The sequence below is a fragment of the Modestobacter sp. SSW1-42 genome, assembly GCF_046635825.1.
Classification (GTDB): Bacteria; Actinomycetota; Actinomycetes; order Mycobacteriales; family Geodermatophilaceae; genus Modestobacter.
This window is the reverse complement of record NZ_JBISCA010000004.1, coordinates 543,994-567,671: the sequence shown is the minus strand read 5'-3', so window position 1 is coordinate 567,671 and position 23,678 is coordinate 543,994. Positions and strand designations below refer to the sequence as shown.

The window sequence follows — 23,678 nt, the reverse complement described above, 5'->3', positions numbered from 1 at the left end:
ATACCCTGACCCCCATGGCGGTGCTGTCCCCCGAGCGGGCCGAGGTGGCACCCGGCGACCCGGGCTCCCGCCGCTGGCCCCCGCTCCCCCGGCCGCGCCGCGAGGTCGTGCCGCCGCTGCCCACCGACCGGCTGCTGGCCGCCGTGCTCACCACGGTGCTCGCCGTGGTCACGCTGGTCACCCGGCTGTGGGACATCCGCTACCCGGCCGAGCTGGTGTTCGACGAGGCGTACTACCCGCCCGAGGCCGCCGAGATGCTCGAGTACGGGTACGAGGCCAACCGCGGCTACACGTTCATCGTCCACCCGCCGCTGGGCAAGTGGCTGATCGCGATCGGCGAGCAGCTGTTCGGGGACAACGCGCTGGGCTGGCGGGTCCCGTCGGCCGTGGCGGGCACCATCGCCGTCGTCGTCCTGGTCCGGCTGGCCCGGCGGCTCACCGGCTCGACGCTGCTGGGGCTCATCGCCGGCCTGCTGATGGCGCTCGACGGCTTCTCCTTCAGCCTCGGCCGCATCGGCCTGCTCGACGTCTTCCTGCAGCTGTTCGTGCTCAGCGCCGTCGCGTGCCTGGTCGTCGACCGGGACCAGGTGCGCCGGCGGGTGCGCGCCTCCGCCGGCCGGGTCGGCGCGCACGGCTTCGCGCTGGGCCCGCGCGGCTGGCGGCTGGCCGCCGGGCTCCTGTTCGGCGCCGCCTGCTCGGTCAAGTGGAGCGGCGTCTACTTCCTGGCCTTCTTCGCCGTGCTGTCGCTGTTCTGGGATCGCGCCGCCTGGCGGGAGGCGGGGGTGCCGCGGCCGAGCCTGGTCGCGCTGCGCCGCGGGCTGCCCGGCGCCACCTGGGCGCTGGCCGCCGTCCCGGTGCTCACCTACCTGGCCTCGTTCACCGGCTGGTTCCGCGCCGAGGGCGCGCAGGGCCGGCACTGGGCCGACCAGCACCCCGACACCGCCTACGGGTTCGTCCCCGGGGCGCTGCGCTCGCTGTGGCACATGCACGGCGAGTGGCTGCGGTTCCACAACGGGCTGTCCAGCCCGCACCCGTGGGAGTCCGGGCCGTGGTCGTGGATCGTCGACGGCCGGCCGATCCTGCTGTGGAACCCGCAGGGCCTCACCGACGCCGACGGCGACCAGGTGATCCGCTACGTCCTCATGGTCGGGACGCCGACGCTCTGGTTCGCCTTCGCCCCGGCGCTGCTGTGGCTGCTCTGGCGGATCGTCGCCCGGCACGACCCCACCGCGGTCACCGTCGCGGTGGCCGTCGCCGCCGGCTGGCTGACCTGGTTCGTCAACCTGGACCGGACGATGTTCATCTTCTACATGGCCCCGGCGCTGCCGTTCTTCGTGCTGGCCGTGGTGCTCGTGCTCGCCGACGTCCTCGGCCCGCCCGACGCCGGCGTGCTGCGCCGCCAGGTGGGGCTCGCGGCGGTGTGCACCTACGTCGCGGTGGTCGCGATGACGTTCGTCTTCTTCTACCCGGTGCTCACCGGGCAGCCGCTCACGCACGGCGAGTGGCTGCAGCGGATGTGGTTCCCCTCCTGGTTCTGACGGCGGACCCCGGCATCGACGTCGCCGGGGAGTCAGCGGCGCCCCGGGGCGCCGCCGTCGTCAGCGGGTGGGGAGCCGCTCCGAGCGCGGCACCGGCACCTGCGCGGCGGCGTGCCGGGCCACCACGGCGGTCACCGGACCCTCGTTGCCGGCCAGCCACGCCTGGTCGCGCCCGCTCCCCTTGGCCGAGTACAGCGCCGCGTCGGCGGCCGCGAGCAGCTCGGCCCCGGTGTCCCCCGCGGACGCGCGGGAGGCGATGCCCAGGCTGGCGGTCACCGTCCGCGGCCCGGTGATGTCGCGCAGCGCGGCGCGGACCCGGTCGGCCACCTCGACGGCGTCGTCGACGCTGGCGCCGGGCAGCACCAGGGCGAACTCCTCGCCGCCGTAGCGGGCGACGACGTCACCCCGCCGGACGCAGGAGCGCAGCGCGGCGCCCACCGCCCGCAGCACGTCGTCGCCGGCCTGGTGGCCGTAGCTGTCGTTGAGCGACTTGAAGTGGTCCAGGTCGATGATCACCACGGCCAGGGCCGCGTCGGCCCGCACCGCGGTGGTGACCTCGCGCTCCAGCGCCGTGTCGAAGGCCCGGCGGTTGGCCACGCCGGTGAGCCCGTCGGTGAGCGCGCTCTGCTGCAGGTGCTCGAGCAGCGCCACGCGGGCGAAGGCGGTCGCGGCGTGGGCGACGGCCTGCTCGGCCACGCCGACCCGCCGCTGCTCGATGCGCGACCCGCTGCGGGCGTCGTCGGCGAAGCTCAGCGTCCCCGAGCCCTGACCCTCCAGGGCGAACGGGACGACGATGACGCGGGCGGCGCCCCCGAGCACCTCGTCGACCCACGGGTCGGGGGCGGTCAACGTGGCGAGCACCGTGCTGCCGCGCTCCTGGGCCAGGTGCAGCAGCGTGCCCGGCTCCGGCGTCCCGCCCGCGCGCAGCGTCTCCGGCTCCCGGGCGGCGTGCAGCCGGACGGCGAGGTCGACCGAGGGCCGGCCACCCCCGTCGGGCAGATGGTACTGCACCGCGGCGACGGTGGCGTCGGCGGCGTCGACCGCGAAGCGCAGCAGCGCCTCGGCCACCCGCGCACCGCTGTCGGCCTCGTGCAGCGCCGCGGACAGCCGGCGCAGCGCCGCCTCGTCGTACCGGCGGCGGCGCAGCTCGCGCTCGTTCACCGCGCCCAGCCCGGCCGTGGTCACCGCGGTCACCCAGACCACGACGAGGAAGACGCTGTAGGCCAGCCCGTCGAAGCCCGGCACGCCCGGCTGGGCCGGGAGCAGGCCGGTGCTCACGCCCTCGAGCACGCACATCACGACCAGCGAGTGCCACACGGCGATCCGCAGGCCGCTGCGGAACGACCCGAGCAGCGACACCGCCAGCACGTGCAGGACGACGACGTAGACGACCGGCCCGTCGAGCCCGCCGGCCAGGTACATGGCCAGCCCCAGGTGGACGGCGTCGAGCAGGGCCGGGACGGTCAGGGCGACGACCGCCCACCGACGGCCGAAGGAGGACAGCCGGCTCAGCACCAGTCCGACGACCAGCACGACCGCGCCGGACACCGCCGGCACCCAGACCGACCCGACGGTGCTCGGGGCGCCGGGGGTGGTGACGAACCAGGCCAGCAGGGGCAGCGTGACGACCCCCATCCGGACGGCGAGCATCCAGCGGAGGCGGTCGGCCAGGGGCAGGATGTCCAGCGAGCCGCGCGGGGAGCCGGGCGTCTGCGTCATGGTGCCCTCCGCGGGCTCTCGGGGAAGTCGGGGAAGCCGGTCAGGTCGTGGCGCACCGGCGCGAGCGCGAGCTTGGGGTCCCGGCGGTCCAGCCGGCCCTGCACGGCGATGAACCCGACGACGACCAGCACCAGGACCAGCGGGAACTGCCCGTCGTCGACGACCGCGAGAGCCACCTCGCCGAACCCGGCGACCACCTCCACCAGCGAGTCCGGCGACGCGTCCAGCGGCGGCGCCTGCAGCACGTCACCGGAGGCGCCCCCGGAGCGTGGGCCGGAGCCGGTGCCGGCCCCGCCGCCGACGCCGGCCGGGCCGGTGCCGGCGGCCGGGGCCCCGGGCTCGGCGGACGGCGCGGGCGCCGCGGACGGTGCCGGGACGACGGACGGCGCCGGGGACGGGGTGCGGTCCGCGCGGGCCGTCGGCACCGGCACCTGCGGCGGCGCGGTGGTCGGGGCGGCCGGCGCCGTCGCGGTCGGCGTCTGCCCGGGGGTGGCCGGAGGGACCGGTGCGGGCGCGGGGGCCGGCGCCGGCTGCGGGGCCGGCTCCGGGGCGGCGACCACCACGGGCGGGGGCGGCGGCGGGACCGGGGTGACGTCGAGGGACCAGACGAAGGCCGCGCGCGCGGTCAGGCCCTGCGCGCGCGGGTCGTCGAGGACGCCGACGGAGAACCGGAAGACCGCCCGCTGCTCGACCCCGGGCTGCCATCCGGTGGCGACGCCGGCGGCCGGCGTGCCGGGGAGCTGGGCCAGCGTGCCGCTCCACACCGGCTGGCCGGTGAACGTCTCGCACCGGGCGGGGTCGGCCAGGACCCCCCGCTCGACGGTGACCGCCAGGTAGGGCGCGAGCCCCGCCTGGTCCAGCTCGGCGCTGAGGTCGACGCCGCCGAACGACTGCGCCGAACCGGTCACCGCGAGGGCGACGCAGCGCTGCTCCACCTGCCCGGGCACCAGCCCGGTCGAGGCGAACAGGGCGCGGCCACCGCGGTCGTCGACCAGCTGCACCGACGTCGAGCTCTCGGCTGCGGGCAGCAGGTCCGGGGGCAGCCAGCCGATCGAGGCCTGGGCCAGCACGGCCGCGGCGGCGAGCCAGCCGGCGGCCCGGGCGACGCGGCGGGACCGGCGTCCGCCTGCCCTGGCTGCTCGGCGCACCGCGCTCCCCACCTCGTCCGTGAGCGACCCGCCGGGTCCGGCGGCCGGTGCGGACACCGGTGCTCCGTCCTCGTCTTCGGCCGGGACGGTCACATGTTGAGTTGCGTCCGACATGCTGTTGCCTCAGCCGGGCAGGAGGGCGACCGGCGACGGCTCCGTCCGGTGGCGTCCGGGCCGGGGCCCCGCCGCTCCTCCGCCGGGACGCCGGGTCGCCCAGACCGACAGCCCGGCCAGCAGGGCCGCGGTGAGGACGACGGGGACGCGCTCCCCGGTCCGCCACCAGTAGGCCGGCAGGCCGATGTGGGGGACGCGCAGCTGCGCCCGGCCGACCACCTCGCCCGGGGCGACCGGGCTGGTGTCGTCGCTGTGGTTGGCATCGCCCCGGGTCACCAGGTCGCCGGCGCCGTCGAAGGCGACCAGCCGGTGCAGGAGCAGCCGGCCGGGGTCGGCCGGGTCGCGGAACAGCAGCACCTGCCCCGGCTGCAGCTCCTCCGGCGTCACCGGTCCGGTCAGGACGACGTCCCCGGGTGCGATCCGGGGCTGCATCGACCCCGAGACCACGACGCTGGAGCGGAGCCCGACGACCTGCGGCACGAGGCACAGCAGCACCAGCCCGGCCAGCGTCACCAGGACGGCGAGGACGACGGCGCGGGCCACCGCCGCGGACCACGACCGCACGGCCGCGCCGGCCGGCGGCTGCGCGGGACGGTGCCGGCCGCGCCCGCCGGCCGCACAGGGGGCCGAGCGCGGTCCGCTCACGTGCTGCGGGCTTCCCAGGTGAAGGTCGCCTGGGACTGCGAGCGCTGGGCGGCGTCGTCGTCGGCGACCGCGTAGGTGATCCGGAAGGTGAGGTGGGTGCTCGGCCGCAGAGCAGGGGCCACCTGCAGCCCGGTCGCGAAGTCGTGGTGACCGCCCTTGAGGTCGGCCAGCGTGCGGTCGACGTCCGCGGTGACGTCGTCGGCCCGGGCGGTGTTGTACGCCAGCGCCGCGGGGGCGAACCCGGCGCAGTCCGGGTCGACGACCGTCCCGGCGGCGACGTCGGCCCCCCGCTCGACGCTCATCACCAGGAACGGGTCCAGCGTCGAGGGAGCGGCCGTCGGCGTGGACACGTACATCCGGACGTCGACGGTCACGTCGCCGGTGTAGTCGACCCGGATGCACCGGGACCGGGTGGACCCCGGGTGCAGCCCCGCGTCGGCCGCACCGGCGAACAGCGCGCCTCCCGTGCCGCCGGCGCTCAGCACCACGCTCCCGCTCTGCCAGGCGTTGCCGGCGTTCCGGGTGCTCGCGGAGAAGGCCGCGTGCGTGGACTGCCAGGTCAGCGTGGCGCTGAGCAGCAGCCCGACGGGGACCGCGACGGCCAGCAGGGTGCGGCGCGCCCGCGGCGCGGACCGGTGCACGGCAGCTCCTCGGGCCCGGGAGGCGCAGCTGGTCTGCACCCGTTGTGCCCGACATCGACACCCGCGTACGCCGGCTGAGCAGCCGACCCGGTGGGCTCACCCTCCCGGGTGGTCACCGCCGCCCTGCCCGGTCGACGGGGCGACCGGGTCAGCGCGATCGCCCCCATGGCGACGACCGGGCCGGGAAACGCGTCAGGCCGGGTCCGTGAGGACCCGGCCTGACCAGGGTGGAGCTGAGGGGAATTGAACCCCTGACCCCCTCGATGCGAACGAGGTGCGCTACCGGACTGCGCCACAGCCCCTTGCGTCGAACAGCTTACCGTCCGACTCCCCCGGCCCCGTCACCGGGGCCGGGGCGACCCTCAGCCGTTGACGACCCGGCGCGGGGCGTAGGTGTCGATGTCGGCGAAGCCGATGTCGTCGTCGTCGAGCCCGACGACGGCGCTGTGCTGCCACCCGGCCGGAGCCGGGTTGCGGGCCGCGACGACCCGGCCCGGACGGAGCGGGTGGACGGGGGCCAGTGGCAGGCTCGGGTGCACCGGACCGGTCTCGGTGACGACGACCGGGGCCGACGTCGGGGCCGACCGCGGAGCGGGCGCCGGGGAGGCGGCCCGGCGCGGGGCCGGGGCCCGCATCGGCGGGCGCTGCGCGGCCCGGGCGGCCCGGCGGGCGGCGGCGCGGCGCTCCCGCTTGGCCGCGGCGCGCAGCACCATGAGGTAGCCGACGACGGCGACGTCGAGCAGGACCTGCGGTGCCCACATCCACGACCGCCAGGCCAGCGCACCGACCAGGGCCAGCACGGCGAGGGCGACGAGCCCGGCCAGCGTGCGCCGGCGCACCGCGTGCACGTCGACCTTGAGCTCGCCGCTGCGGTACAGCTGCGCGCGGTCGATGCTCACCCGCTCGGTCTCCGCGTGGACCACGGGGTCCACGGGACGACGGCGCTGCAGGGTCCGCCCCGAGTCGGCCGCCCCCGCGCCGGCACGGGCGTCGCCCCGGGTGACCACCATCGGCACCAGAACCACGAACCACAGCACGACGAGAGCGGCCAGCAGCACGCCCGAACCCATCACGAACACCTCGATCCATCCCTGGCACCACGGAAGGACCCCATCCCTGGGGCACCACGAGTCACATCAGTCACTCGGGAGTCACGGTAAGGGCGCGGACTGCCGATGTCGGGGACGCGCCCGGTGTGTCGGCGTGGTGCGGACGACGGAACGGCGTGTCGACGTCCACCGGCGGCCCCGGGGGCGGTGACGGTTGGTCAGTGGACGGGCACGGTGTGCACCCGTCCGGTCAGGACGGGGAGCGGGACCGCCACCGGGCCAGCACCCCGCCGGGCACCTCACCGGCGAGCAGGGCGTACCCCAGGTGGTCCCGCCAGGCGCCGTCGATGTCCAGGTAGTCGCGGAACAGCGCCTCCTGACGGAACCCCAGCCGCTCGACCAGCCGCCGGCTCGGCCGGTTCTCCGGCCGGATGTCGGCCTGCAGCCGGTGCAGGCCCACGGGCCCGAAGGCGTGGTCGCAGACCAGGGCCACGGCCAGCGAGGCGATCCCGCGCCCGGCGACCGCCGCGTCCACCCAGTACCCCAGGTGCCCCGACCGCAGCGCGCCGCGCACGATGTTGTCCACCGTCACCTGGCCGACCAGCCGGTCCTCGTACCGGACGGCGAAGGGCAGCGACGTGCCGGCCCGGGCCCGGCGGCTCGTCGCCCGGCGCATGCCGCGGTAGACCGCCGGGGTGTGGCGCTCCGCCCACGGCGTGGACCCCGAGGGCTCCCACGGGGTCAGCCACTGCTCGTTGGCCGTGCGCAGCCGCGACCACTCCCGCGCGTCGGAGCGCTCCAGCGGACGCAGCTCGACGGGCCCCCAGGACAGCCGGGCCGGCCAGCCGGGGTGCAGTGCGGGGTCCAGCTCAGCCGCCGAGCAGCATGGGCATGACCGTGACCAGGCCGCCGGCGGCGACCTCGGTGACGTCCTCGTCCACCACGATCAGGCAGTTCGCCCGCGCCATCCGGGCGAGCATCGCCTGGTCGCCGTCGCCGATGGGCTCGACCACGTAGCCGCCGTCGGGGTGCCGCATGACCTGTCCGTGCAGGTACTGGCGGTAGCCCAGCGGGGAGAGCAGCTGCTCGGCCGCGACCGCCTGCACGGTGCGCCGGAACAGCTGGCGCTTGCCCAGCATCAACCGGATCGCCGGGCGGACGAAGACCTCGAAGGCGACCAGCGCCGCGACCGGCTCACCGGGCACGCAGATGACCGGCACGCCCTCCGGACCCAGCCGCCCGAAGGCGTGCACCGGCCCGGGGTGCATGGCGACCTGGGTGAAGGCCAGCCCGCCGAGCTCGTCGAGCGCCTCCTGCAGCAGGTCGGGGCCGCCGTTGGCGAAGGTCCCGGCGATGAGGACGACGTCGCTGCGGAGCATCTGCCCCTCGAGCAGCTCGACCATCCGGCGGCGGTCGTTGGGCATGATGCCGGCGCGGTAGGCCTCGGCGCCGGCGTCGCGGGCCGCGGCGGCCAGCGCGTAGCTGTTCACGTCGACCTGCTGGCCCGGACCGGCCACGCGGCCGACGTCGACCAGCTCGTCACCCGCGCACAGGACGGCGATCCGCGGCCGGGGCCGGACGGCGACCCGCTCGCGGCCCACGGCGGCGAGCAGGCTGATCTGGGCCGGGCCGATCGGGGTGCCGACCTGGACGGCGACGTCCCCGGGGGCGACGTCGTCGCCGATCCGGCGCACGTAGCTCCCGGGGGCCAGCGCGGCGTACACGGCGACCCGGGCCAGGCCCTGGTCGGTCCACGCGGCGGGCACCACGATGTCGGCGCCGGCGGGCATCATCGCGCCGACGGCGACCTTCTGCGCCAGACCCGGGCCGATGGCGGTGGCCTCACCGGAGCCGGCGGTGCTCTCCCCCACCACGTGCAGCGCGACCGGGGACTCCACGGTCGCGGTCGCCACGTCGGCCGAGCGGACGGCGTACCCGTCCAGCCCGGCCTGGTCGAAGCTGGGCAGGGCGCGCTCGCTGGTGACCAGCTCCGCGCACAGCAGGCCCTGGGCGTCGAGGACGGCCAGCTCGATCGGCTCGGGCGTGTTCACCGCGCCGAGGATCTCGTCCAGGTGGTGCTCGACGGTGCGCAGCCGGACGCCGGAGACGTCGACCGAGCCGGTGTCGGCCAGCGGGTCCGGCGCGCGGTCGCCGGTGGCGATCGCCGGGGAGGGCACCCGGTCGGAGTTGAACACCGACCGGTCGACCTGGACGGTGTCGTGGGTCACCGACGGCGCCGGCCCGGAGACCTGGTGCACCTCCCGGGGCTGCGGCACGAGGCCGCCCTGCTCCAGGTCCAGCTGGGTCGTGTCCCGGCTGGGCCGGGAGAACCACCCGCGTGTCGTGTCGTCGGTCATGCCCGCCACCGTCGTCGCTCCCTCCACGGCCAGAAGTCGGCCGGACCCGCCGCTCGACGGACCTCTCGGGAAGCGATGGTGCCCCCTGACCGGGTCGGTCAGGCCGGCGACGCGCCCTCGGTGGGCAGGTCTGTGACGAAAGACCGCAACCACGGCCCGAAGTCCGGACCCAGGTCCTCGCGCTCGACGGCGAGCTGGACGACGGCCTTGAGGTAGTCGAGCTTGTCGCCGGTGTCGTAGCGGCGGCCGGAGAAGACCACGCCGTGCACCGGGACGCCGTCCTCGACCAGCTTCAGCAGCGCGTCGGTCAGCTGGATCTCCCCACCCCGGCCGGGCGGGGTGGCGCGAATGGCGTCGAACACCTCGGCCGGCAGCACGTAGCGGCCGATGATCGCCAGCGAGCTGGGCGCCTCGTCGGCCGGGGGCTTCTCGACCATGCCGGTCACCCGGAAGACCTGGTCGCCGGCGGCGTCGCCGGACACGTGGGCGTCCTCGACGGCGACGGCGCCGTACTTGGAGATGTTCTCCGCACCGACGTCGAGCAGCGCGATGACCGCACCGCCGTGCTCGGCCTGGACGGCGAGCATCTGCTCCAGCAGCAGGTCGCGGGCGTCGATGATGTCGTCGCCGAGCAGCACCGCGAATGCCTCGTCGCCGACGAAGGCGGCGGCCTGCAGCACGGCGTGGCCCAGGCCCTTGGCCTCGCCCTGCCGGACGAAGAAGACCTGCGCGACCTCGGTGGACTCGTTGACCGCGTCGATCCGCGCCTGGTCGCCCTTCTTCTCCAGCGCCGCCTCGAGCTCGGGCGTGCGGTCGAAGAAGTCCTCGATGGCGCCCTTGTTGCGTCCGGTCACCATCAGCACCTCGGACAGGCCGGCGCGGGCGGCCTCCTCGACGATGTACTGCAGGGCGGGCCGGTCGACGACGGGCAGCAGCTCCTTGGGCACCGCCTTGGTGGCGGGCAGGAAGCGGGTGCCCATCCCGGCGACCGGGATGACAGCCTTGACGGTCGGACGCGGCTCGGAAGGGCTCGACATGCGGCGAGGGTAACTAGCCTGCCGCCGTGGCCGACTCCCCCGTCGTGGTGAACGCGAAGGCGACGCTGCGCACATCCGGGCTGGCCAGGCGCGCCGTCCGCCCCGCCGGGGAGCGCGCGGCGGCCGCCGGCGCCGTCGCCGCCGCCCTCGCCGGCGCCCCGGAGGTGCGGGCCGCGGCGCTGGTCGCCGCGTACGTGCCGCTGGCCGAGGAGCCCGGCGCCGGGCGGCTGCCCGCGGCGCTGCCGGGCCGCGTGCTGCTGCCCGTGGTGCCCGCCCGGGGGCGCGAGCTGTCCTGGGCCGAGGCCGGCGGCGGGCTGGTGCCCGGCCGGTTCGGGCTGCTGGAGCCCGGTGGCCCGCGGCTGCCGGCCGGCGCCCTGGCCGGCGCGGACGTCGTCGTCGTCCCGGCGCTGGCGGTCGCCGCCGACGGGACCCGGCTGGGCCGCGGCGGCGGGTACTACGACCGCGGTCTGGCCCACGCCCGCCCCGACGCGGTGCTGGTGGCGGTGGTCTTCGACGACGAGCTGGTGGCCGGGCTGCCGGCCGGGGAGCACGACCGCCGGGTCGACGCGGTGGTCACGCCGTCCGGGGGCTGGCTGTACCTGCGCTGAGCGTTCCTCCTGATCATGAGAGGGTGACCCACGTCTCCGGGCACCACCCCGGCCACAGCGACGTCGCCGCAGGAGCACCGTGTCCGCTGAACTGATCTCCATCCTCGCGCTGGTCGCGCTCTTCGCGATCGCCACCGTGCTGCCCATCAACATGGGCGCCCTGGCGTTCGTGGCGGCCTTCCTGGTCGGCACGCTCGCCGTCGGGATGTCGACCGACGACATCGTCGCCGGCTTCCCGGCCGAGCTCGTCATCACGCTGATCGGCGTCACCTACCTGTTCGCCATCGCGCAGAACAACGGCACCGTCGACCTGCTGGTGCGCGGGGCGGTGAAGCTGGTGGCCGGCCGGGTGGCCTTCATCCCCTGGATCATGTTCGCCGTCACCGCGGTGCTCACCGCGATCGGCGCGCTCTCCCCCGCCGCGGTGGCGATCATCGCCCCGGTGGCGCTGGGCTTCGCCGCGAGGTACCGGATCAACCCACTGCTGATGGGCATGATGGTCGTGCACGGGGCCCAGGGCGGCGGGTTCTCCCCGATCAGCGTCTACGGCACCACGGTCAACAACATCGTCGAGGACAACGGCCTGGCCGGCAGCCCGCTCACCAACTTCCTGGCCAGCCTCGGCTTCAACATCGCCATCGCCGTCGTGCTGTTCCTCGTGTTCGGTGGCCGGCAGCTGCTCGGGCGCCGGGCCGACGACGAGCTCGAGGCCGAGGAGCACGAGCTCGCGGCGGCCGGCGGCCGCGGACAGGTGGTCAAGGGCCACGGCGTGCGCACCACCGGGGGCGCGGACGACGAGCCGTCGGGCGGGCGGGTCACCGCCGAGCAGGTGCTGACCCTGGTGGGCCTGGCCTCGCTGGCGGTGCTGGCGCTGGTCTTCGACCTCGACATCGGCTTCGTCTCGATCACCATCGCCACCGTGCTGGCGCTGTTCTCCGCCGCCCGGCACAAGGGCGCGGTCATGCAGATCAGCTGGTCGACCGTCCTGCTCATCGGCGGTGTGCTGACCTTCGTGTTCGTGCTCCAGGAGGCCGGCACCATCGAGTACGTCGGTGAGGCCGTCACGAAGCTGGGCAGCCCGCTGCTGGTGGCCCTGCTGCTGGCCTACATCGGCGCCGTGGTCTCGGCCTTCGCCTCCTCCACCGCCATCCTCGGCGTGGCCATCTCCCTGGCCGTGCCGTTCCTGATGGGCGGCGACATCGGCGCGATCGGCGTGGTCGCCGCGCTGTCGGTGGCCGCGACCATCGTCGACGTCAGCCCGTTCTCCACCAACGGCGCACTGGTGCTGGCCAACGCCCAGGACGTCGACCGTGACAAGTTCTACAAGCAGATGCTGGCGTACTCGGGCGTCGTGGTGGTCATCGGACCGCTCGTGGCCTGGCTGGTCTTCGTCGTCCCCGGCTGGCTGTAGGAGGCTCCCGTGACCGGACCGCTGGACGGCGTGCTCGTCGTCGACCTGACCCGGGCCCTCGCCGGCCCGCACGCCGGGATGATGCTCGGCGATCTGGGCGCCCGCGTCATCAAGGTGGAGAGCCCCGGGGCCGGCGACGACAGCCGCGGGTGGGGTCCGCCCTTCGTCGAGACCGACTCCGGCCGGGAGTCGACGTACTTCTTCTCGGCCAACCGCAACAAGGAGTCGATCACCCTCGACCTCAAGGACGACGCCGACAAGGCCGTGCTGACCGAGCTGGTGCGCCGGGCCGACGTGCTGCTGGAGAACTTCCGCCCCGGCACCCTGGCCCGCCTGGGCTTCGGCACCGACGTGCTCGCCGAGCTCAACCCGCGGCTGGTGCAGCTGTCCATCAGCGGGTTCGGGCACGACGGCCCCGAGGGGCAGCGGGCCGGCTACGACCAGATCGCCCAGGGCGAGGCCGGGCTGATGTCGCTGACCGGCTCGGGCCCCGACGACCCGCAGAAGGTCGGCGTCCCGATCGGTGACCTGCTGGCCGGCATGTACGGCGCCTACGGCGTGCTCGCCGCGCTGCTGGAGCGCGAGCGCACCGGCCACGGGCAGGTCGTGCGCACCTCGCTGCTGGCCGCCGTGGTGGGCGTGCACGCCTTCCAGGGAACCGCGTACACCGTCGCGGGCAAGGTCAACCGCGGGCAGGGCAACCACCACCCCTCGATCGCCCCCTACGGCCTGTTCCGCTGCGCCGGCGGGAGCGTGCAGCTGTCCTGCGGCAGCGAGGGCCTCTGGAAGCGGCTGTGCACCGCGTTCGGCCTGGACCCCGCGGCCGAGGGCATGGCCACCAACGGCGAGCGGGTGGAGCACCGCGACCAGGTGATCGAACTGCTGGAGCGCACGTTCGCCGACATCCCGGCCGCCGACCTGCTGGCCCGGCTCGACGCCGCCGGCGTCCCGGCCGGCAAGGTGCGCACCCTCGACGAGGTCTACGCCTGGGAGCAGACCCTGTCGCAGGGCCTGGCGATCACCGTCGACCACCCGACCGCCGGCGAGCTCACCCTGCCCGGCCCGCCGCTGCGCTTCTTCGCCCCCGGCCCCGACGGCGAGGTCGAGACCACCCGCCGCGAGCACACGCCCCCGCCGGTGCTGGGCGCCGACGGCGACGCCCTGCGCGCGTGGCTGTCGAAGCCGGACGGCGTCCCCCAGCCCGAGGGTGAGGACGGCGACGTCGAGGACGGGCACGCCACGTGACCCCGGCCCGGCTGGACGCGAGGGCGCTGCGCGACCTGGTGCTGGACCCGGACTCGTGGCGGTCCTGGGACACCCCGGTGCCGCCGCGCGAGGCCGACGACGCCTACGCCGCCGAGCTGGCCCGGGCGGCGGCGAAGACGCACCAGGACGAGGCGATCGTCACCGGCGAGGCCACGCTGCGCGGGCGCCGCGTCGCGGTGGTCGCCGGTGAGTTCGGGTTCCTCGCCGGCTCGATCGGGACCGCGACCGCCGAGCGGCTGATGGACGCCGTCGAGCAGGCCACCGCCGAGGGGCTGCCGCTGCTGGCCGCCCCGGTGTCCGGCGGCACCCGGATGCAGGAGGGCACGGTCGCCTTCCTGCAGATGGTGGGCATCACCGCCGCGATCGCCCGGCACAAGGAGGCGGGGCTGCCCTACCTCGTGTACCTGCGCGGCCCGACGTTCGGTGGCGTGCTCGCCTCCTGGGGCTCGCTGGGCCACGTGACCATCGCCGAGCCCGGTGCGGCGATCGGCTTCCTCGGCCCGCGGGTCTACGCCGCGCTCTACGGCGAGCCGTTCCCCGAGGGCGTCCAGACCGCCGAGAACCTCGCCGCGCGCGGGCTGATCGACGGCGTCGTCCCGCACGAGGAGATCGCCGACGTCGCCGACCGGGCGCTGCGGGTGCTGGCGGCCCGCGCGACCTGGCACCGGGACGCCGTCGAGACCCCGGCCGACCCCGGCGACGGCACCGACGCCGACGACCCCGAGGACCACCGCACCGCCTGGGACGTCGTCACCTCTTCCCGCCGGCCCGACCGCCCCGGCGTGCGGCAGCTGCTGCGCACCGCGGCGACCGACGTCGTGGCGCTCAACGGCACCGGTGCCGGCGAGTCCGACCCCGGCCTGCTGCTGGCGCTGGCCCGGTTCGGCGGCGCCCCGTGCGTGGTGCTCGGTCAGGACCGGCGCGGGCAGTCGCCGACCGCACCGCTGGGGCCCGGCGCGCTGCGCGAGGCCCGCCGCGGGATGCGGCTGGCCGCGGAGCTCCGGCTGCCGCTGCTGACCCTGATCGACACCCCCGGCGCCGCGCTGTCGGTGGCCGCCGAGCAGGGCGGGCTGGCCGGCGAGATCGCCCGCTGCCTGTCCGACCTGGTCACCCTGCCCGCGCCCACGCTGGCCGTGCTGCTGGGCCAGGGCACCGGCGGCGGGGCGCTGGCGCTGGTCCCGGCCGACCGGGTGCTGGCCGCGGCCAACGGCTGGCTCGGCCCGCTGCCGCCGGAGGGCGCCTCGGCGATCGTGCACCGCGACGTCTCCCACGCCGGTGAGATGGCGGCCGCGCAGGGCGTGCGGGCGACCGACCTGTGGCGCGCGGGCATCGTCGACCGGGTGGTGCCCGAGCGCCCCGACGCCGCCGACGAGCCGGTGGAGTTCTGCCGGCGGCTGGGCCGGGTCCTCGCTCAGGAGCTGGCCGGGCTGCTGGGCCGCGACGACGTCGAGCGGATGCGCAGCCGCACCCGCCGCTGGCGCCACCTCGGCGGGCCCCCCGGGATCAGGTGAGCTGATCGTGCGTGCTCCTGGCTCAGCGCGTGCCGTGAGCCAGGAGCACGAACGGTGAGCCAGGACGGCGGATCGAGGACGCGGGGACCGTCGTACCCGGGCCAGGACGACCGCTCGGGCACGTCGACGGTCAGGGAGCTGCTCGCGGTCACCCTCGACCCGGCGGGCGGCTCGGGCAGCGCCCGCTGGCGATGCCCGGGACGGGGCCGACGTCGGCGAGCGGGGGCTGCGCCCGGCGGCGTGGCTCGAGCTCACCCGCAGCTGGCAGGACTCCCCGAGCGTCCCGACGTCGTTCCTCCGTCACCTCGGGTGAACTCGGTGGCGCACGACGGGGTTGGTGATCACGGGCCGGGGGCACGGCTGAGCGCGAGCCGGTGAGACCGTCCGGCCGACGCAGCGGCCCGCGGGCCGAGCACCTCGAGGAGCTCTCCATGTCGAACGACCAGCACACCGTCCTCCGCTCGATGCACGACCTGGGCCTGGCTGCCTGGTTCGGCGGCAACCTGATGGGCGCCGTCGGGCTGAACAAGGCCGCCGCCGCGGCCAAGGACAGCACCGAGCGCACCCGCCTGTCCTCGATCGGCTGGGCCTCCTGGTGGCCGGTGCAGGGCACCGCCATGGCCGCGCACCTGATCGGCTCGGTGGGCATGCTGCGCGCCGACCGCGGCCGGGTGGCCACCGAGTCCGGCGCGACGGCGAACACCGTGGTCAAGAGCGTGATCACCGTCGCCGCGATCGGGACGTCGATCGCCGCCGGCGGCTTCGGCGCGAAGATCGGGCAGAAGGCACCGGTCCCCAGCGCCACCGCGACCGAGCCGTCGGCCGCCACCCCCGACGACGTCGCGAGCGCGCAGAAGGCGCAGAAGCCGCTGCAGTGGCTCAACCCCGCGCTGACCGCCGTCCTGATCGTGCTGGCCGCCCAGCAGGGCGAGCAGCAGCGCACCGCCTCCACCGTGCGCGGCGCCCTCGGCGCCGGCCTGACCAGCATGAAGGCCGCGGTCCTCAAGGCCGCGTAGTCCGCGCCTGCCCGTCGTCCCGCCCCCCGGCGGGACGACGGCCTAGGCTGCGGCCTGCCCGGTGGCCGGCAGACCCCAGGCGGCGGCGAGCAGCTCCAGGCTGTGAACGCGCTCGGCCACCCCGTGGGTGGAGGCGGTGACCATCAGCTCGTCGGCGCCGGTCTCGGCGGCCAGCGCGCGCAGCTCGGCCACGACCCGCTCCGGCCCGCCGATGACGGCGTTGCTGGGCATGTTCTCCGCCGCCGCGCGCTCGGGGTGCACCGCGGCCTCCTCGAGGCTGGGCACCGGGCGCAGCCGGCCGGTGCGGATCGACAGCCGCATGAGCTGACCGGGCAGCGCCAGCCGGGCGGCGTCGGTGTCCGTGTCGGCGACCAGCGTGTTCGCCGTGACGACGGCGTAGGGCTCGGCCAGCAGCGCCGAGGGGACGAACTCCTCCCGATAGATCTCCACCGCGGCCACGGTGTGCGGGCTGCCGAAGTGGTGGGCGAAGGTGAAGGGCAGGCCGAGCTGGCCGGCCAGCTGCGCGGAGAAGCTGCTGGAGCCCAGCAGCACGACCCGCGGCGCGGAGGAGGCCGCCGGGGTGGCACTGAACCGCTCGGCGAGACCGCCTTCGATGCGCTCGTCGCCGAACAGGCCCAGCAGGTCGAGCAGGTTCTGCGGGAAGTCCTCGGCCGACAGCGCCCCGGGGTCGCGCCGCAGCGCGAGCGCGGTGTGCTGGTCGGTGCCCGGGGCCCGGCCGATGCCCAGGTCGATCCGGCCCGGGTGCAGCGCCTCGAGCAGCGCGAACTGCTCGGCGACCACGAGCGGGGCGTGGTTGGGCAGCATGACGCCGCCAGAGCCCACGACGATCCGGTCGGTCACCGCGGCCAGGTGCGCGATGAGCACCGGCGGGTTGGTGCTGGCCACCGCCGGCATGTTGTGGTGCTCGGCAACCCACAGCCGGCGGTAGCCCAGCCGGTCGGCGGCCTGCGCCACCGCGACGGTGTTGGCCAGCGCGTCGGCGGTGGTCTGCCCGGTGCCGACCGTGGCCAGCTCGAGGACGGACAGGGGCAGCGGGGTCTCGGACATCACCGGCGGCAACGCCGTCCCGGCCGGGAGGCTTCCCGGCTCAGCCGGCCCCGGGCACCCGCAGCGTCGCGTCGGGGTCCAGCCGCTCGAGGACGGCGGTGAGCGCGACCTCCAGCACCTGCGTCTGCTCGGGGGTGAGCGCGGCGAACAGGCCCTCCCGGACCGCGGCGACGTGCCCGGGCGCCACCCGCGACACGACCTCCTGGCCGGCGTCGGTGAGGACGGCGAGGTTGCCCCGCCGGTCCTCGGTGGCCCGCTCGCGGCGCACCCAGCCGCGCTCCTCGAGCCGGGCCACGGTGTGCGACAGCCGGCTCTGCGACTGGTTGGCCACCCGGGCCAGGTCGCTCATCCGGCGACTGCGGTCGGGGGCCTCGGACAGCATCGCCAGCACCACGTAGGCGGCGTGGGTGAGGCCGGCGTCGCGCTGCAGCTGGGCGTCGAGCGCGCGGGGCAGCAGCTCGGTGACGGCCAGCCAGGCCCGCCAGGTGCGCTGCTCTTGCTCGTCGAGCCACTGCGGGACCACGCCGGAACGGTACCGCCGCCCCCGGGACACCTCGTGTGAGCCGGGGCTCGCCGCCCGACGTGGACGGCGGGTGGCCCCACGGCGCATCATTGGCAGTCGCCGGAGCAGAGTGCCAGCCCGGCCCGGATCGGATCGAGGAGCTCGCAGCACCGTGCCCACGTACCAGTACGTCTGCTCCAACCCCGAGACCAAGCACGAGTTCGAGGTCGTGCAGTCGTTCACCGACCCCGCGGTGACCACCTGCCCGCAGGACGGCTCGGCCGTGCGCAAGGTCTACGGCTCGGTCGGTGTCGTGTTCAAGGGCTCGGGCTTCTACCGCACCGACAGCCGCAAGGCCGAGAGCTCCACCAGCGCACCGGCCCCCGCCAAGGAGTCCAGCGCCAAGCCGGCCGCCTCCACCGGCGGCGGCGGCGGCAAGGAGTCCTCCAGCTCCTCGACCCCGGCGGCGAAGCCCTCCTCGTCGGGCAGCAGCCCGAGCTGACCCACGGACGGGCGGCGCCACGCTGCCGCCCGTCCACATCCGGGGCCGCGGTCCACAGCCCGCCGCGCGGCCCGGACGGCGCGGGCCCCGACCCGCACGATGGCGGGGTGCCCCGCCTCCGCCGCCCCCGCTCCCCGGTGCACCTGCTCCGTCAGGTCGCCGCGGGCCTGCTCGCCTGCCTGGCGCTGGTCCTGGCGCTGCGGCCGCCACCACCGGCGGCCGGGCCCGCCCCGGCGACCGTCCCGGTGGTCGTCGCCGCGGGCGACCTACCCGCCGGGGCCACGCTCACCGACGCCGACCTGGCGGTCGCACGGCTGCCCGTCGACGCTGCGCCGGCCGGGGCGGTCACCGACGTGCCCCAGCTGACCGGCGCCGTGCTCGCCTCACCGCTGCGGTCGGGCGAACCGGTCACCGACGCGCGCGTGGTGGGCCCGGGACTGTGGTCGGCGGTGCCGGCCGGTCAGGTCGCGGCGCCGGTGCGGCTGGCCGACCTGGCGGTGGCCACCCTGCTGCGGGCCGGTGACCGCGTCGACGTCCTGGCCGCCGGTGGTGCACCCGACGGCGCCCCCGGTGTGCAGGTCGTGGCGACCGGCGCGCTCGTGCTGGCCGTGCCCAGCACCACCGCGGAGGACGACGCACCGGGGTCCGACGGGCTGCTGGTGCTGGCCGTGCCACCGGACACCGCCGGGCGGCTGGCGGCTGCCGCCACCTCCGCGACGCTCACCGTTACCCTCGGCCGGCCGTGACCACCGGGCCGGACGCCCGGCGACTCGAGAGGTGCCGACGTGCTCAAGGGCTTCAAGGACTTCCTGCTGCGGGGGAACGTCGTCGACCTGGCGGTGGCCGTGGTCATCGGCGCGGCGTTCACCGCGGTGGTCACCTCGTTCACCACGTCGTTCCTGCAGCCGCTGATCGGCCTGGTCGGCGGCGGCGGCGCCACCGGCGGGACGTTCGTCGTCGACGGGCAGACCTTCACCTGGGGCGCCTTCGTCAACCAGGTGATCACCTTCGTGCTCACCGCCGCGGTCATCTACTTCGTGGTGGTCGTGCCGATGAAGATCGTCGTCGAGCGGCGCAAGCGCGGCGAGGAGGCCGGCCCGGTCGCCCCCACGCAGGTCGAGCTGCTGGTCGAGATCCGCGACCTGCTCCGCGCCCAGCAGGGCCTGGACGCGGTCACCGGCGAGGAGGGCGGCCGGCACGCCCACACCGGGGAGTTCCGCCGCCCCTGAGGGGCCCGGCTCCGTCACCGGCTGGCCGGGAGCCGTTCAGTCGCTGCCCCAGTGCGGCGGGCGGTCCTCGAGGTAGCGGCGGTCGTCGTCCTCGGGGTCGGGAAGCCGCTCGCCCCAGCCCACGTCGGTGTCGTCCGGTGCCCGGACGGGGCGTCGCGGGGAGTCGCCGGCGGGCTGCTGCGGTGCGGACACGACGTCGAGCGTAGGCGGGAGCCGCTCAGTCCAGCGGCTGACCGAGGCCCTCGAGCACCTCGGCACCGGGCAGCGCGGCCAGCACCGACCCCGGGACGGCCAGCTTGCTGCCGCGGGTGCCGGAGCCGACCACGAGCAGCTCGCCGGCGGCCACCGCCGCGTCGACCAGCACCGGCCAGGACGCCGGCAGCCCGACCGGGGTGATCCCGCCGTAGGCCATCCCGCTCTCGGCGACCGCGACGTCCTGCGGGGCGAAGGACGCCTTGCGCGCGCCCAGGTGGCGGCGCACCAGGCCGTTGACGTCGGCGCGGGTGGTGGCCAGCACCAGGCACGCGGCCAGCGTGGTCTCCCCGCCCCGGCGCGCAGCGACGACCACGCAGTTGGCCGAGGCCGCCAGCGGCACCTCGTAGGTGTCGGTGAAGGCTGCGGTGTCGGCGGCCGTGTCGTCGATCTCGGCCACCCACGCCGGTCCGGACAACCCCGCCAGCGCGGCGGCCACGGGCGCGCCGAGCAGGTGACGGTGCTCGTGCGCCGGCAGCCAGGTGAGCGTGCCGAGCTGGGGTGCGGACTCCGGTGCGGCCATGCGCTGATCGTGCGACACGGCCGCACCGGGGCCTCGCCCGGGGTACCGTCCTCCGCTGTCGCCGGCGACCGGCTGCGGCGAAGATGGCCGCATGATCGGTCAGCTGCACTCCATCGTCATCGACGCCCCCGACGCCCACGCCCTGGCGTGCTTCTACGCCGAGGTGCTCGGGATGGAGGTGAAGGGCTCCCCCGGCGACGACTGGGTGGTCGTCACCGGCGCCGGCTACCGGATCGCCTTCCAGCAGGCTCCCGGGCTGCAGGCCCCCGAGTGGCCCGACCCCGACCACCCCCAGCAGTTCCACCTCGACATCCGGGTGGCCGACGTCGAGGAGGCCGAGCCGAAGGTGCTCGCCCTGGGCGCCCGCCGGCTGCCCGGCGGTGGCGGGGACTTCCGCGTCTACGCCGACCCGGTCGGCCACCCGTTCTGCTTCGTCTGGGACGCCGTGTGACCCGGCGGGCGGTCGCCGCGGCGGTCGCGGTCGCCCGGGCGCACGGCCTGGGCGTCGACGACCCGGTGGTGCTCGCCGACGGCATCAACCTGGTCGTCCACCTGCGACCGGCGCCGGTGGTGGCCCGGGTCGCGACGTACCTCCCGCTGGTGCGCCCCGACCCCGCGCGGGCCCAGCGCCGCGACCTGCTGCTGGCCGCCGCGCTGACCTCGGCGGGCGCCCCGGTGCTGCGGCCCACGGACCTGCTGCCGCCGGGCCCGCACCCGCACGACGGGTTCAGCACCGCGTTCTGGCAGTGGGTCGAGGTGCTCCCCGAGCAGCCGACCGCCGACGTCGCCGGGCGCACCCTCGCCGACCTGCTCGCGGTGCTCGGCACCGTCGACCCCGGCTGGTCCGGGGGGCCGCTGGACACCCCGTTCGACGACCTGGCCGGCTTCGTCGAGCACGGCGTCGGGCTCGGGGCGCCGACCGACCTCGTCACCCGGACCGCCGAGCTCACCGCGCGGCTGCGCCCGCTGGTGACCGGAGACGTCCAGCCGCTGCACGGCGACGCCCACCCGGGCAACCTGCTCCGGACGCCGGCAGGCTGGGTCTGGGCCGACCTGGAGGACACCGCGCTGGGCCCCCGCGCCTGGGACGTCGCCTGCCTGCGGCACACCCGGCGACTGGACGGCCGGGCGGCGGTGGACGCCATGCCCGACCCGATGACCGACGAGGAGCTCCGGCCCTTCCTCCTGCTGCGGCGGCTGCACACCACCGCCTGGTGGTTCCCGCACGCGGCGCGGGTGCCGGCGGACCTGCCCCTGGCCCACACCCGGCTGGCCGAGGCGGTCGCGGAGGTCGGCGCCGCCCTGGGCTGACCCGCACCACCGGAGGTGGAGCCGTGCCGTGGCGCGGCTCCACCTCCGGTGGTGCGGCTCGACCCGGGCGACGGCTCAGCGCAGTCCGGGCGGGACGGCGTCCGGGTCGAGGGTGATCCGGAACAGCGCCCGGGGGTCCTGCAGGGTCGCCGGCGGACGGGCCGCCGAGCGGGGCACGACCGCCTCGAACCGGGCCGGACGGCGGTGCGGCAGCAGCTCGCGGCCGTGGAAGGAGTAGTCGCCCACCACCTGCCCGAGCAGCAGCCCGGCGCCCACCTCGATCGGCAGCCCGACCAGGTCACCGGGCGCGACCTCGTCGAGGAAGGCCGACAGCTGGCGCAGGTCCTTGGCCGGGCGCTTGCCGGACAGCTCCTTCGACAGCGCCCGCAGCTCGGCCGGCGACTGCCCGGTGGCGTCGACGTCGATGCCCGACTGGGTGCCCAGCCCGACGATCCCGCCGAACAGCGCAGCGCCCAGCTCGTTGTGCGCCCGCGGCCGCACCACCCACACCGGCACGCCCTCAGGTGCGGGGGCGGGCGGGACGTCGTCGGCGCCGGGCCACTTGTAGGGCAGGTCGTCGGGGTCCTCGGGGAACCGGGAGCGGTAGAACTCCGGGTCCTTGGCCACCAGGTTCGACCGGTGCGACAGGTGCAGCTCCTCGTCGCCGACCCAGCTGGGCAGCAGTCCGGCCGCGGCCGCCTCGGCCTGGGTCATCCCCGCGGCGTCGGGGGCGAACTCGGAGATCAGCGACTCGGTGGAGTCGGCGAAGCCGCGCTCCTTCCAGACCCGCACCATCGCCAGGGAGTACACGACCAGGCCGGCGGTGTACCCGCGCCACATGATCACGACCGGGTGGTTGGCCCAGCCGTAGTCGGGCAGCTCCAGGGCGCGCAGCACCTGCAGGCACTCGACGCGCTGCTTGCCGAGCCGGGGGTTGTCGAGGAGGCGGGCTGACTCGGTGAAGTCGGCGACCGGCAGGAAGGTCTGCATCGCAGCACTCCCTGCCCGGGCCGGCCGACGATCAACCCCCGGCCCCCAGGGAGGGCCGAAGTCGCGACTTCGGCCCCTCTGGCCAGGGCGGGTCAGGACTCGAGTTCGCGGAGGGCGGACTCCCAGCGGGCCTGCCGCTCGGCGTCGTCCTGCTCCCACCAGGCGGTGCCGCGCTCCCCCAGCCCGGTCTTGGCCAGCTGCACCCGCGCGCGGGCGGCGGCGACCGCGGCGTCGTCGCCCCGGGCCGCACGCACGCCGGAGCGGCCCACGCCCAGGTGGTGCAGCAGCCGGGCGCGGACGTCGTCGGGCAGCGCGGGGTCCGCCGTCCGCCAGCGGCGTCCGTCGACGACGATCCAGCGGCCGTCCTCGGTGTGCTCGACCTCCCGGGTCACGCCAGCCGGCCGGCCAGCTCGGGCAGCACGAGGCCCAGCGGGGCGTCGACCCGGTGGGTGGCCTTGGCGTCGCCGCGGGTGGGCCCGGAGTTGACGACGGCGACCGGGATGCCGCGCTTGGCCGCGGCGATGACGAACCGGTAGCCGCTCATCACGGTCAACGACGAGCCCAGGACCAGCAGCGACCGCGCCTCGGCGACGAGGGCGAAGCACCGGTCGACCCGGTCCCGGGGCACCGTCTCGCCGAAGAAGACGACGTCGGGCTTGAGCGGGCCGCCCCCGCAGGCCAGGCAGTCGACCATCACGAACCCGTCGAGGGCCTCCTCGGGCAGCTCGACGTCGCCGTCGGGGTTGACCTCGTCGGTCGCCTCCGGGCGGAAGCCGGGGTTCACCGCCCGCAGCCGGACGTCGAGGTCGGCGCGGGAGGCGACGTCGCCGCAGGCCAGGCAGACGGTGCGGTCGAGCCCGCCGTGCAGCTCGAGGACGTCGCGCGCGCCGCCGGCCTGGTGCAGCCCGTCGACGTTCTGGGTGATCACCGGGCCCACGCAGCCGGCCTGCTGCAGCGCGGCGACGGCGCGGTGCCCGGCGTTGGGCCGGGCGTCGCCGATCTGCCGCCAGCCGACGAAGCTGCGCGCCCAGTAGCGGTGCCGGCCGCGCGGGTCGCGGGTGAAGGTCTGGTAGGTCATCGGCGTGTGCCGGCGCAGCGACCCGGTGGCGCCGCGGTAGTCGGGGATGCCGGAGTCGGTCGAGAGCCCCGCGCCGGAGAGCACCAGGGCCCCGCCGTCGGCGAGGAGGTCGGTGAGCTCGGCGACGCCGGCGAGCGTGGCGGGTGCGGTCACGCCCCCATCG

General features: G+C 76.0%; 26 protein-coding genes and 1 tRNA gene. 11 read left to right on the top strand and 16 right to left on the bottom strand.

The window, feature by feature from the left end; all coding sequences use genetic code 11:
* Positions 1–14: 14 nt before the first annotated feature.
* Positions 15–1,538 (top strand): dolichyl-phosphate-mannose--protein mannosyltransferase, encoded by a 1,524-nt coding sequence (locus ACGBYP_RS17010; protein ID WP_411585977.1) that lies wholly within the window; start codon positions 15–17, stop codon positions 1,536–1,538.
* A gap of 60 nt (positions 1,539–1,598) precedes the next feature.
* On the opposite strand, the gene ACGBYP_RS17005 is transcribed toward ACGBYP_RS17010, so the two are convergent.
* From ACGBYP_RS17005 to ACGBYP_RS16965, 9 genes are all read right to left on the bottom strand, one after another.
* The gene (locus ACGBYP_RS17005) at positions 1,599–3,257 is read right to left on the bottom strand and encodes a diguanylate cyclase (protein ID WP_411585975.1); all 1,659 of its coding nucleotides are present in this window, start codon (positions 3,255–3,257) and stop codon (positions 1,599–1,601) included.
* Positions 3,254–4,405 (bottom strand): hypothetical protein, encoded by a 1,152-nt coding sequence (locus ACGBYP_RS17000; protein WP_411585974.1) that lies wholly within the window; start codon positions 4,403–4,405, stop codon positions 3,254–3,256. Before ACGBYP_RS17000 ends, ACGBYP_RS17005 begins: the two co-directional genes overlap by 4 nt.
* Before the next feature lie 123 nt (positions 4,406–4,528).
* Positions 4,529–5,164 (bottom strand): signal peptidase I, encoded by a 636-nt coding sequence (locus ACGBYP_RS16995; RefSeq protein ID WP_411585973.1) that lies wholly within the window; start codon positions 5,162–5,164, stop codon positions 4,529–4,531.
* Positions 5,161–5,805, bottom strand: a complete 645-nt coding sequence (locus ACGBYP_RS16990; RefSeq protein ID WP_411585971.1) for a hypothetical protein — start codon at positions 5,803–5,805, stop codon at positions 5,161–5,163. Before ACGBYP_RS16990 ends, ACGBYP_RS16995 begins: the two co-directional genes overlap by 4 nt.
* 228 nt (positions 5,806–6,033) lie before the next feature.
* Positions 6,034–6,107: transfer RNA gene (locus ACGBYP_RS16985), tRNA-Ala, on the bottom strand.
* 60 nt (positions 6,108–6,167) lie between these two features.
* Positions 6,168–6,875 carry a hypothetical protein gene (locus ACGBYP_RS16980; RefSeq protein ID WP_411585970.1) on the bottom strand — a complete coding sequence of 236 codons (708 nt, stop codon included), beginning with the start codon at positions 6,873–6,875 and terminating at the stop codon, positions 6,168–6,170.
* Between the two features lie 229 nt (positions 6,876–7,104).
* The gene (locus ACGBYP_RS16975; RefSeq protein WP_411586065.1) at positions 7,105–7,656 is read right to left on the bottom strand and encodes a GNAT family N-acetyltransferase; all 552 of its coding nucleotides are present in this window, start codon (positions 7,654–7,656) and stop codon (positions 7,105–7,107) included.
* Positions 7,657–7,723: 67 nt separating this feature from the next.
* Positions 7,724–9,211, bottom strand: a complete 1,488-nt coding sequence (gene glp / locus ACGBYP_RS16970) for a gephyrin-like molybdotransferase Glp (protein WP_411585969.1) — start codon at positions 9,209–9,211, stop codon at positions 7,724–7,726.
* A gap of 98 nt (positions 9,212–9,309) precedes the next feature.
* Entirely contained in the window at positions 9,310–10,248 is a 939-nt protein-coding gene (locus ACGBYP_RS16965; protein ID WP_411585967.1) for a UTP--glucose-1-phosphate uridylyltransferase, read from the bottom strand.
* A 26-nt stretch (positions 10,249–10,274) separates the two neighbouring features.
* Here ACGBYP_RS16965 and ACGBYP_RS16960 point away from each other — a divergent pair, with 26 nt between their 5' ends.
* The 5 genes from ACGBYP_RS16960 (at position 10,275) to ACGBYP_RS16940 (ending at position 16,060) form a co-directional block, all read left to right on the top strand.
* Positions 10,275–10,856 carry a 5-formyltetrahydrofolate cyclo-ligase gene (locus ACGBYP_RS16960; protein WP_411585965.1) on the top strand — a complete coding sequence of 194 codons (582 nt, stop codon included), beginning with the start codon at positions 10,275–10,277 and terminating at the stop codon, positions 10,854–10,856.
* Positions 10,857–10,935: 79 nt separating this feature from the next.
* Complete coding sequence (locus ACGBYP_RS16955) at positions 10,936–12,267, top strand: SLC13 family permease (protein ID WP_411585963.1); 1,332 nt, start codon at positions 10,936–10,938, stop codon at positions 12,265–12,267.
* A gap of 9 nt (positions 12,268–12,276) precedes the next feature.
* On the top strand, positions 12,277–13,512 hold the full coding sequence (locus tag ACGBYP_RS16950) for a CaiB/BaiF CoA transferase family protein (protein ID WP_411585962.1): 1,236 nt from the start codon (positions 12,277–12,279) through the stop codon (positions 13,510–13,512).
* A complete protein-coding gene (locus ACGBYP_RS16945) occupies positions 13,509–15,044 on the top strand; it encodes a carboxyl transferase domain-containing protein (RefSeq protein WP_411585960.1) in 1,536 nt (511 codons plus the stop codon). Before ACGBYP_RS16950 ends, ACGBYP_RS16945 begins: the two co-directional genes overlap by 4 nt.
* 431 nt (positions 15,045–15,475) lie before the next feature.
* A complete protein-coding gene (locus ACGBYP_RS16940; RefSeq protein ID WP_411585959.1) occupies positions 15,476–16,060 on the top strand; it encodes a hypothetical protein in 585 nt (194 codons plus the stop codon).
* A gap of 42 nt (positions 16,061–16,102) precedes the next feature.
* On the opposite strand, the gene ACGBYP_RS16935 is transcribed toward ACGBYP_RS16940, so the two are convergent.
* Together ACGBYP_RS16935 and ACGBYP_RS16930 are read right to left on the bottom strand one after the other, a co-directional pair.
* Positions 16,103–17,128: an LLM class flavin-dependent oxidoreductase gene (locus tag ACGBYP_RS16935; protein ID WP_411585958.1), complete on the bottom strand. Its 1,026-nt coding sequence runs from the start codon at positions 17,126–17,128 to the stop codon at positions 16,103–16,105.
* Positions 17,129–17,168: 40 nt separating this feature from the next.
* Positions 17,169–17,651 (bottom strand): MarR family winged helix-turn-helix transcriptional regulator, encoded by a 483-nt coding sequence (locus ACGBYP_RS16930; protein WP_411585956.1) that lies wholly within the window; start codon positions 17,649–17,651, stop codon positions 17,169–17,171.
* A 151-nt stretch (positions 17,652–17,802) separates the two neighbouring features.
* Between ACGBYP_RS16930 and ACGBYP_RS16925 the strand changes: the two genes are divergently transcribed.
* The 3 genes from ACGBYP_RS16925 (at position 17,803) to mscL (ending at position 19,361) form a co-directional block, all read left to right on the top strand.
* Positions 17,803–18,132, top strand: a complete 330-nt coding sequence (locus ACGBYP_RS16925; RefSeq protein ID WP_411585955.1) for an FmdB family zinc ribbon protein — start codon at positions 17,803–17,805, stop codon at positions 18,130–18,132.
* A gap of 107 nt (positions 18,133–18,239) precedes the next feature.
* Positions 18,240–18,878 carry a Flp pilus assembly protein CpaB gene (gene cpaB, locus ACGBYP_RS16920; protein WP_411585953.1) on the top strand — a complete coding sequence of 213 codons (639 nt, stop codon included), beginning with the start codon at positions 18,240–18,242 and terminating at the stop codon, positions 18,876–18,878.
* 39 nt (positions 18,879–18,917) lie between these two features.
* Complete coding sequence (gene mscL / locus ACGBYP_RS16915; RefSeq protein WP_411585952.1) at positions 18,918–19,361, top strand: large conductance mechanosensitive channel protein MscL; 444 nt, start codon at positions 18,918–18,920, stop codon at positions 19,359–19,361.
* Between the two features lie 36 nt (positions 19,362–19,397).
* Here the strand turns inward: mscL and ACGBYP_RS16910 are convergent, their stop codons facing one another.
* Positions 19,398–19,553: a hypothetical protein gene (locus tag ACGBYP_RS16910; RefSeq protein WP_411585951.1), complete on the bottom strand. Its 156-nt coding sequence runs from the start codon at positions 19,551–19,553 to the stop codon at positions 19,398–19,400.
* Positions 19,554–19,578: 25 nt separating this feature from the next.
* Positions 19,579–20,136, bottom strand: a complete 558-nt coding sequence (locus tag ACGBYP_RS16905) for a YbaK/EbsC family protein (protein WP_411585950.1) — start codon at positions 20,134–20,136, stop codon at positions 19,579–19,581.
* A gap of 91 nt (positions 20,137–20,227) precedes the next feature.
* Here ACGBYP_RS16905 and ACGBYP_RS16900 point away from each other — a divergent pair, with 91 nt between their 5' ends.
* Both ACGBYP_RS16900 and ACGBYP_RS16895 read left to right on the top strand, forming a co-directional pair.
* Positions 20,228–20,587: a VOC family protein gene (locus ACGBYP_RS16900; protein ID WP_411585948.1), complete on the top strand. Its 360-nt coding sequence runs from the start codon at positions 20,228–20,230 to the stop codon at positions 20,585–20,587.
* A complete protein-coding gene (locus tag ACGBYP_RS16895) occupies positions 20,584–21,447 on the top strand; it encodes a phosphotransferase family protein (protein WP_411585946.1) in 864 nt (287 codons plus the stop codon). Before ACGBYP_RS16900 ends, ACGBYP_RS16895 begins: the two co-directional genes overlap by 4 nt.
* A gap of 75 nt (positions 21,448–21,522) precedes the next feature.
* Here ACGBYP_RS16895 and ACGBYP_RS16890 read toward each other — a convergent pair whose 3' ends face one another.
* The 3 genes from ACGBYP_RS16890 to ACGBYP_RS16880 form a co-directional block, all read right to left on the bottom strand.
* A complete protein-coding gene (locus tag ACGBYP_RS16890; RefSeq protein WP_411585945.1) occupies positions 21,523–22,437 on the bottom strand; it encodes an MSMEG_6728 family protein in 915 nt (304 codons plus the stop codon).
* Between the two features lie 92 nt (positions 22,438–22,529).
* Complete coding sequence (locus ACGBYP_RS16885) at positions 22,530–22,829, bottom strand: biopolymer transporter Tol (protein ID WP_411585943.1); 300 nt, start codon at positions 22,827–22,829, stop codon at positions 22,530–22,532.
* Positions 22,826–23,668, bottom strand: coding sequence for an NAD-dependent protein deacetylase (locus tag ACGBYP_RS16880; RefSeq protein WP_411585941.1), 843 nt, complete (start codon positions 23,666–23,668; stop codon positions 22,826–22,828). Before ACGBYP_RS16880 ends, ACGBYP_RS16885 begins: the two co-directional genes overlap by 4 nt.
* Positions 23,669–23,678: the final 10 nt, after the last annotated feature.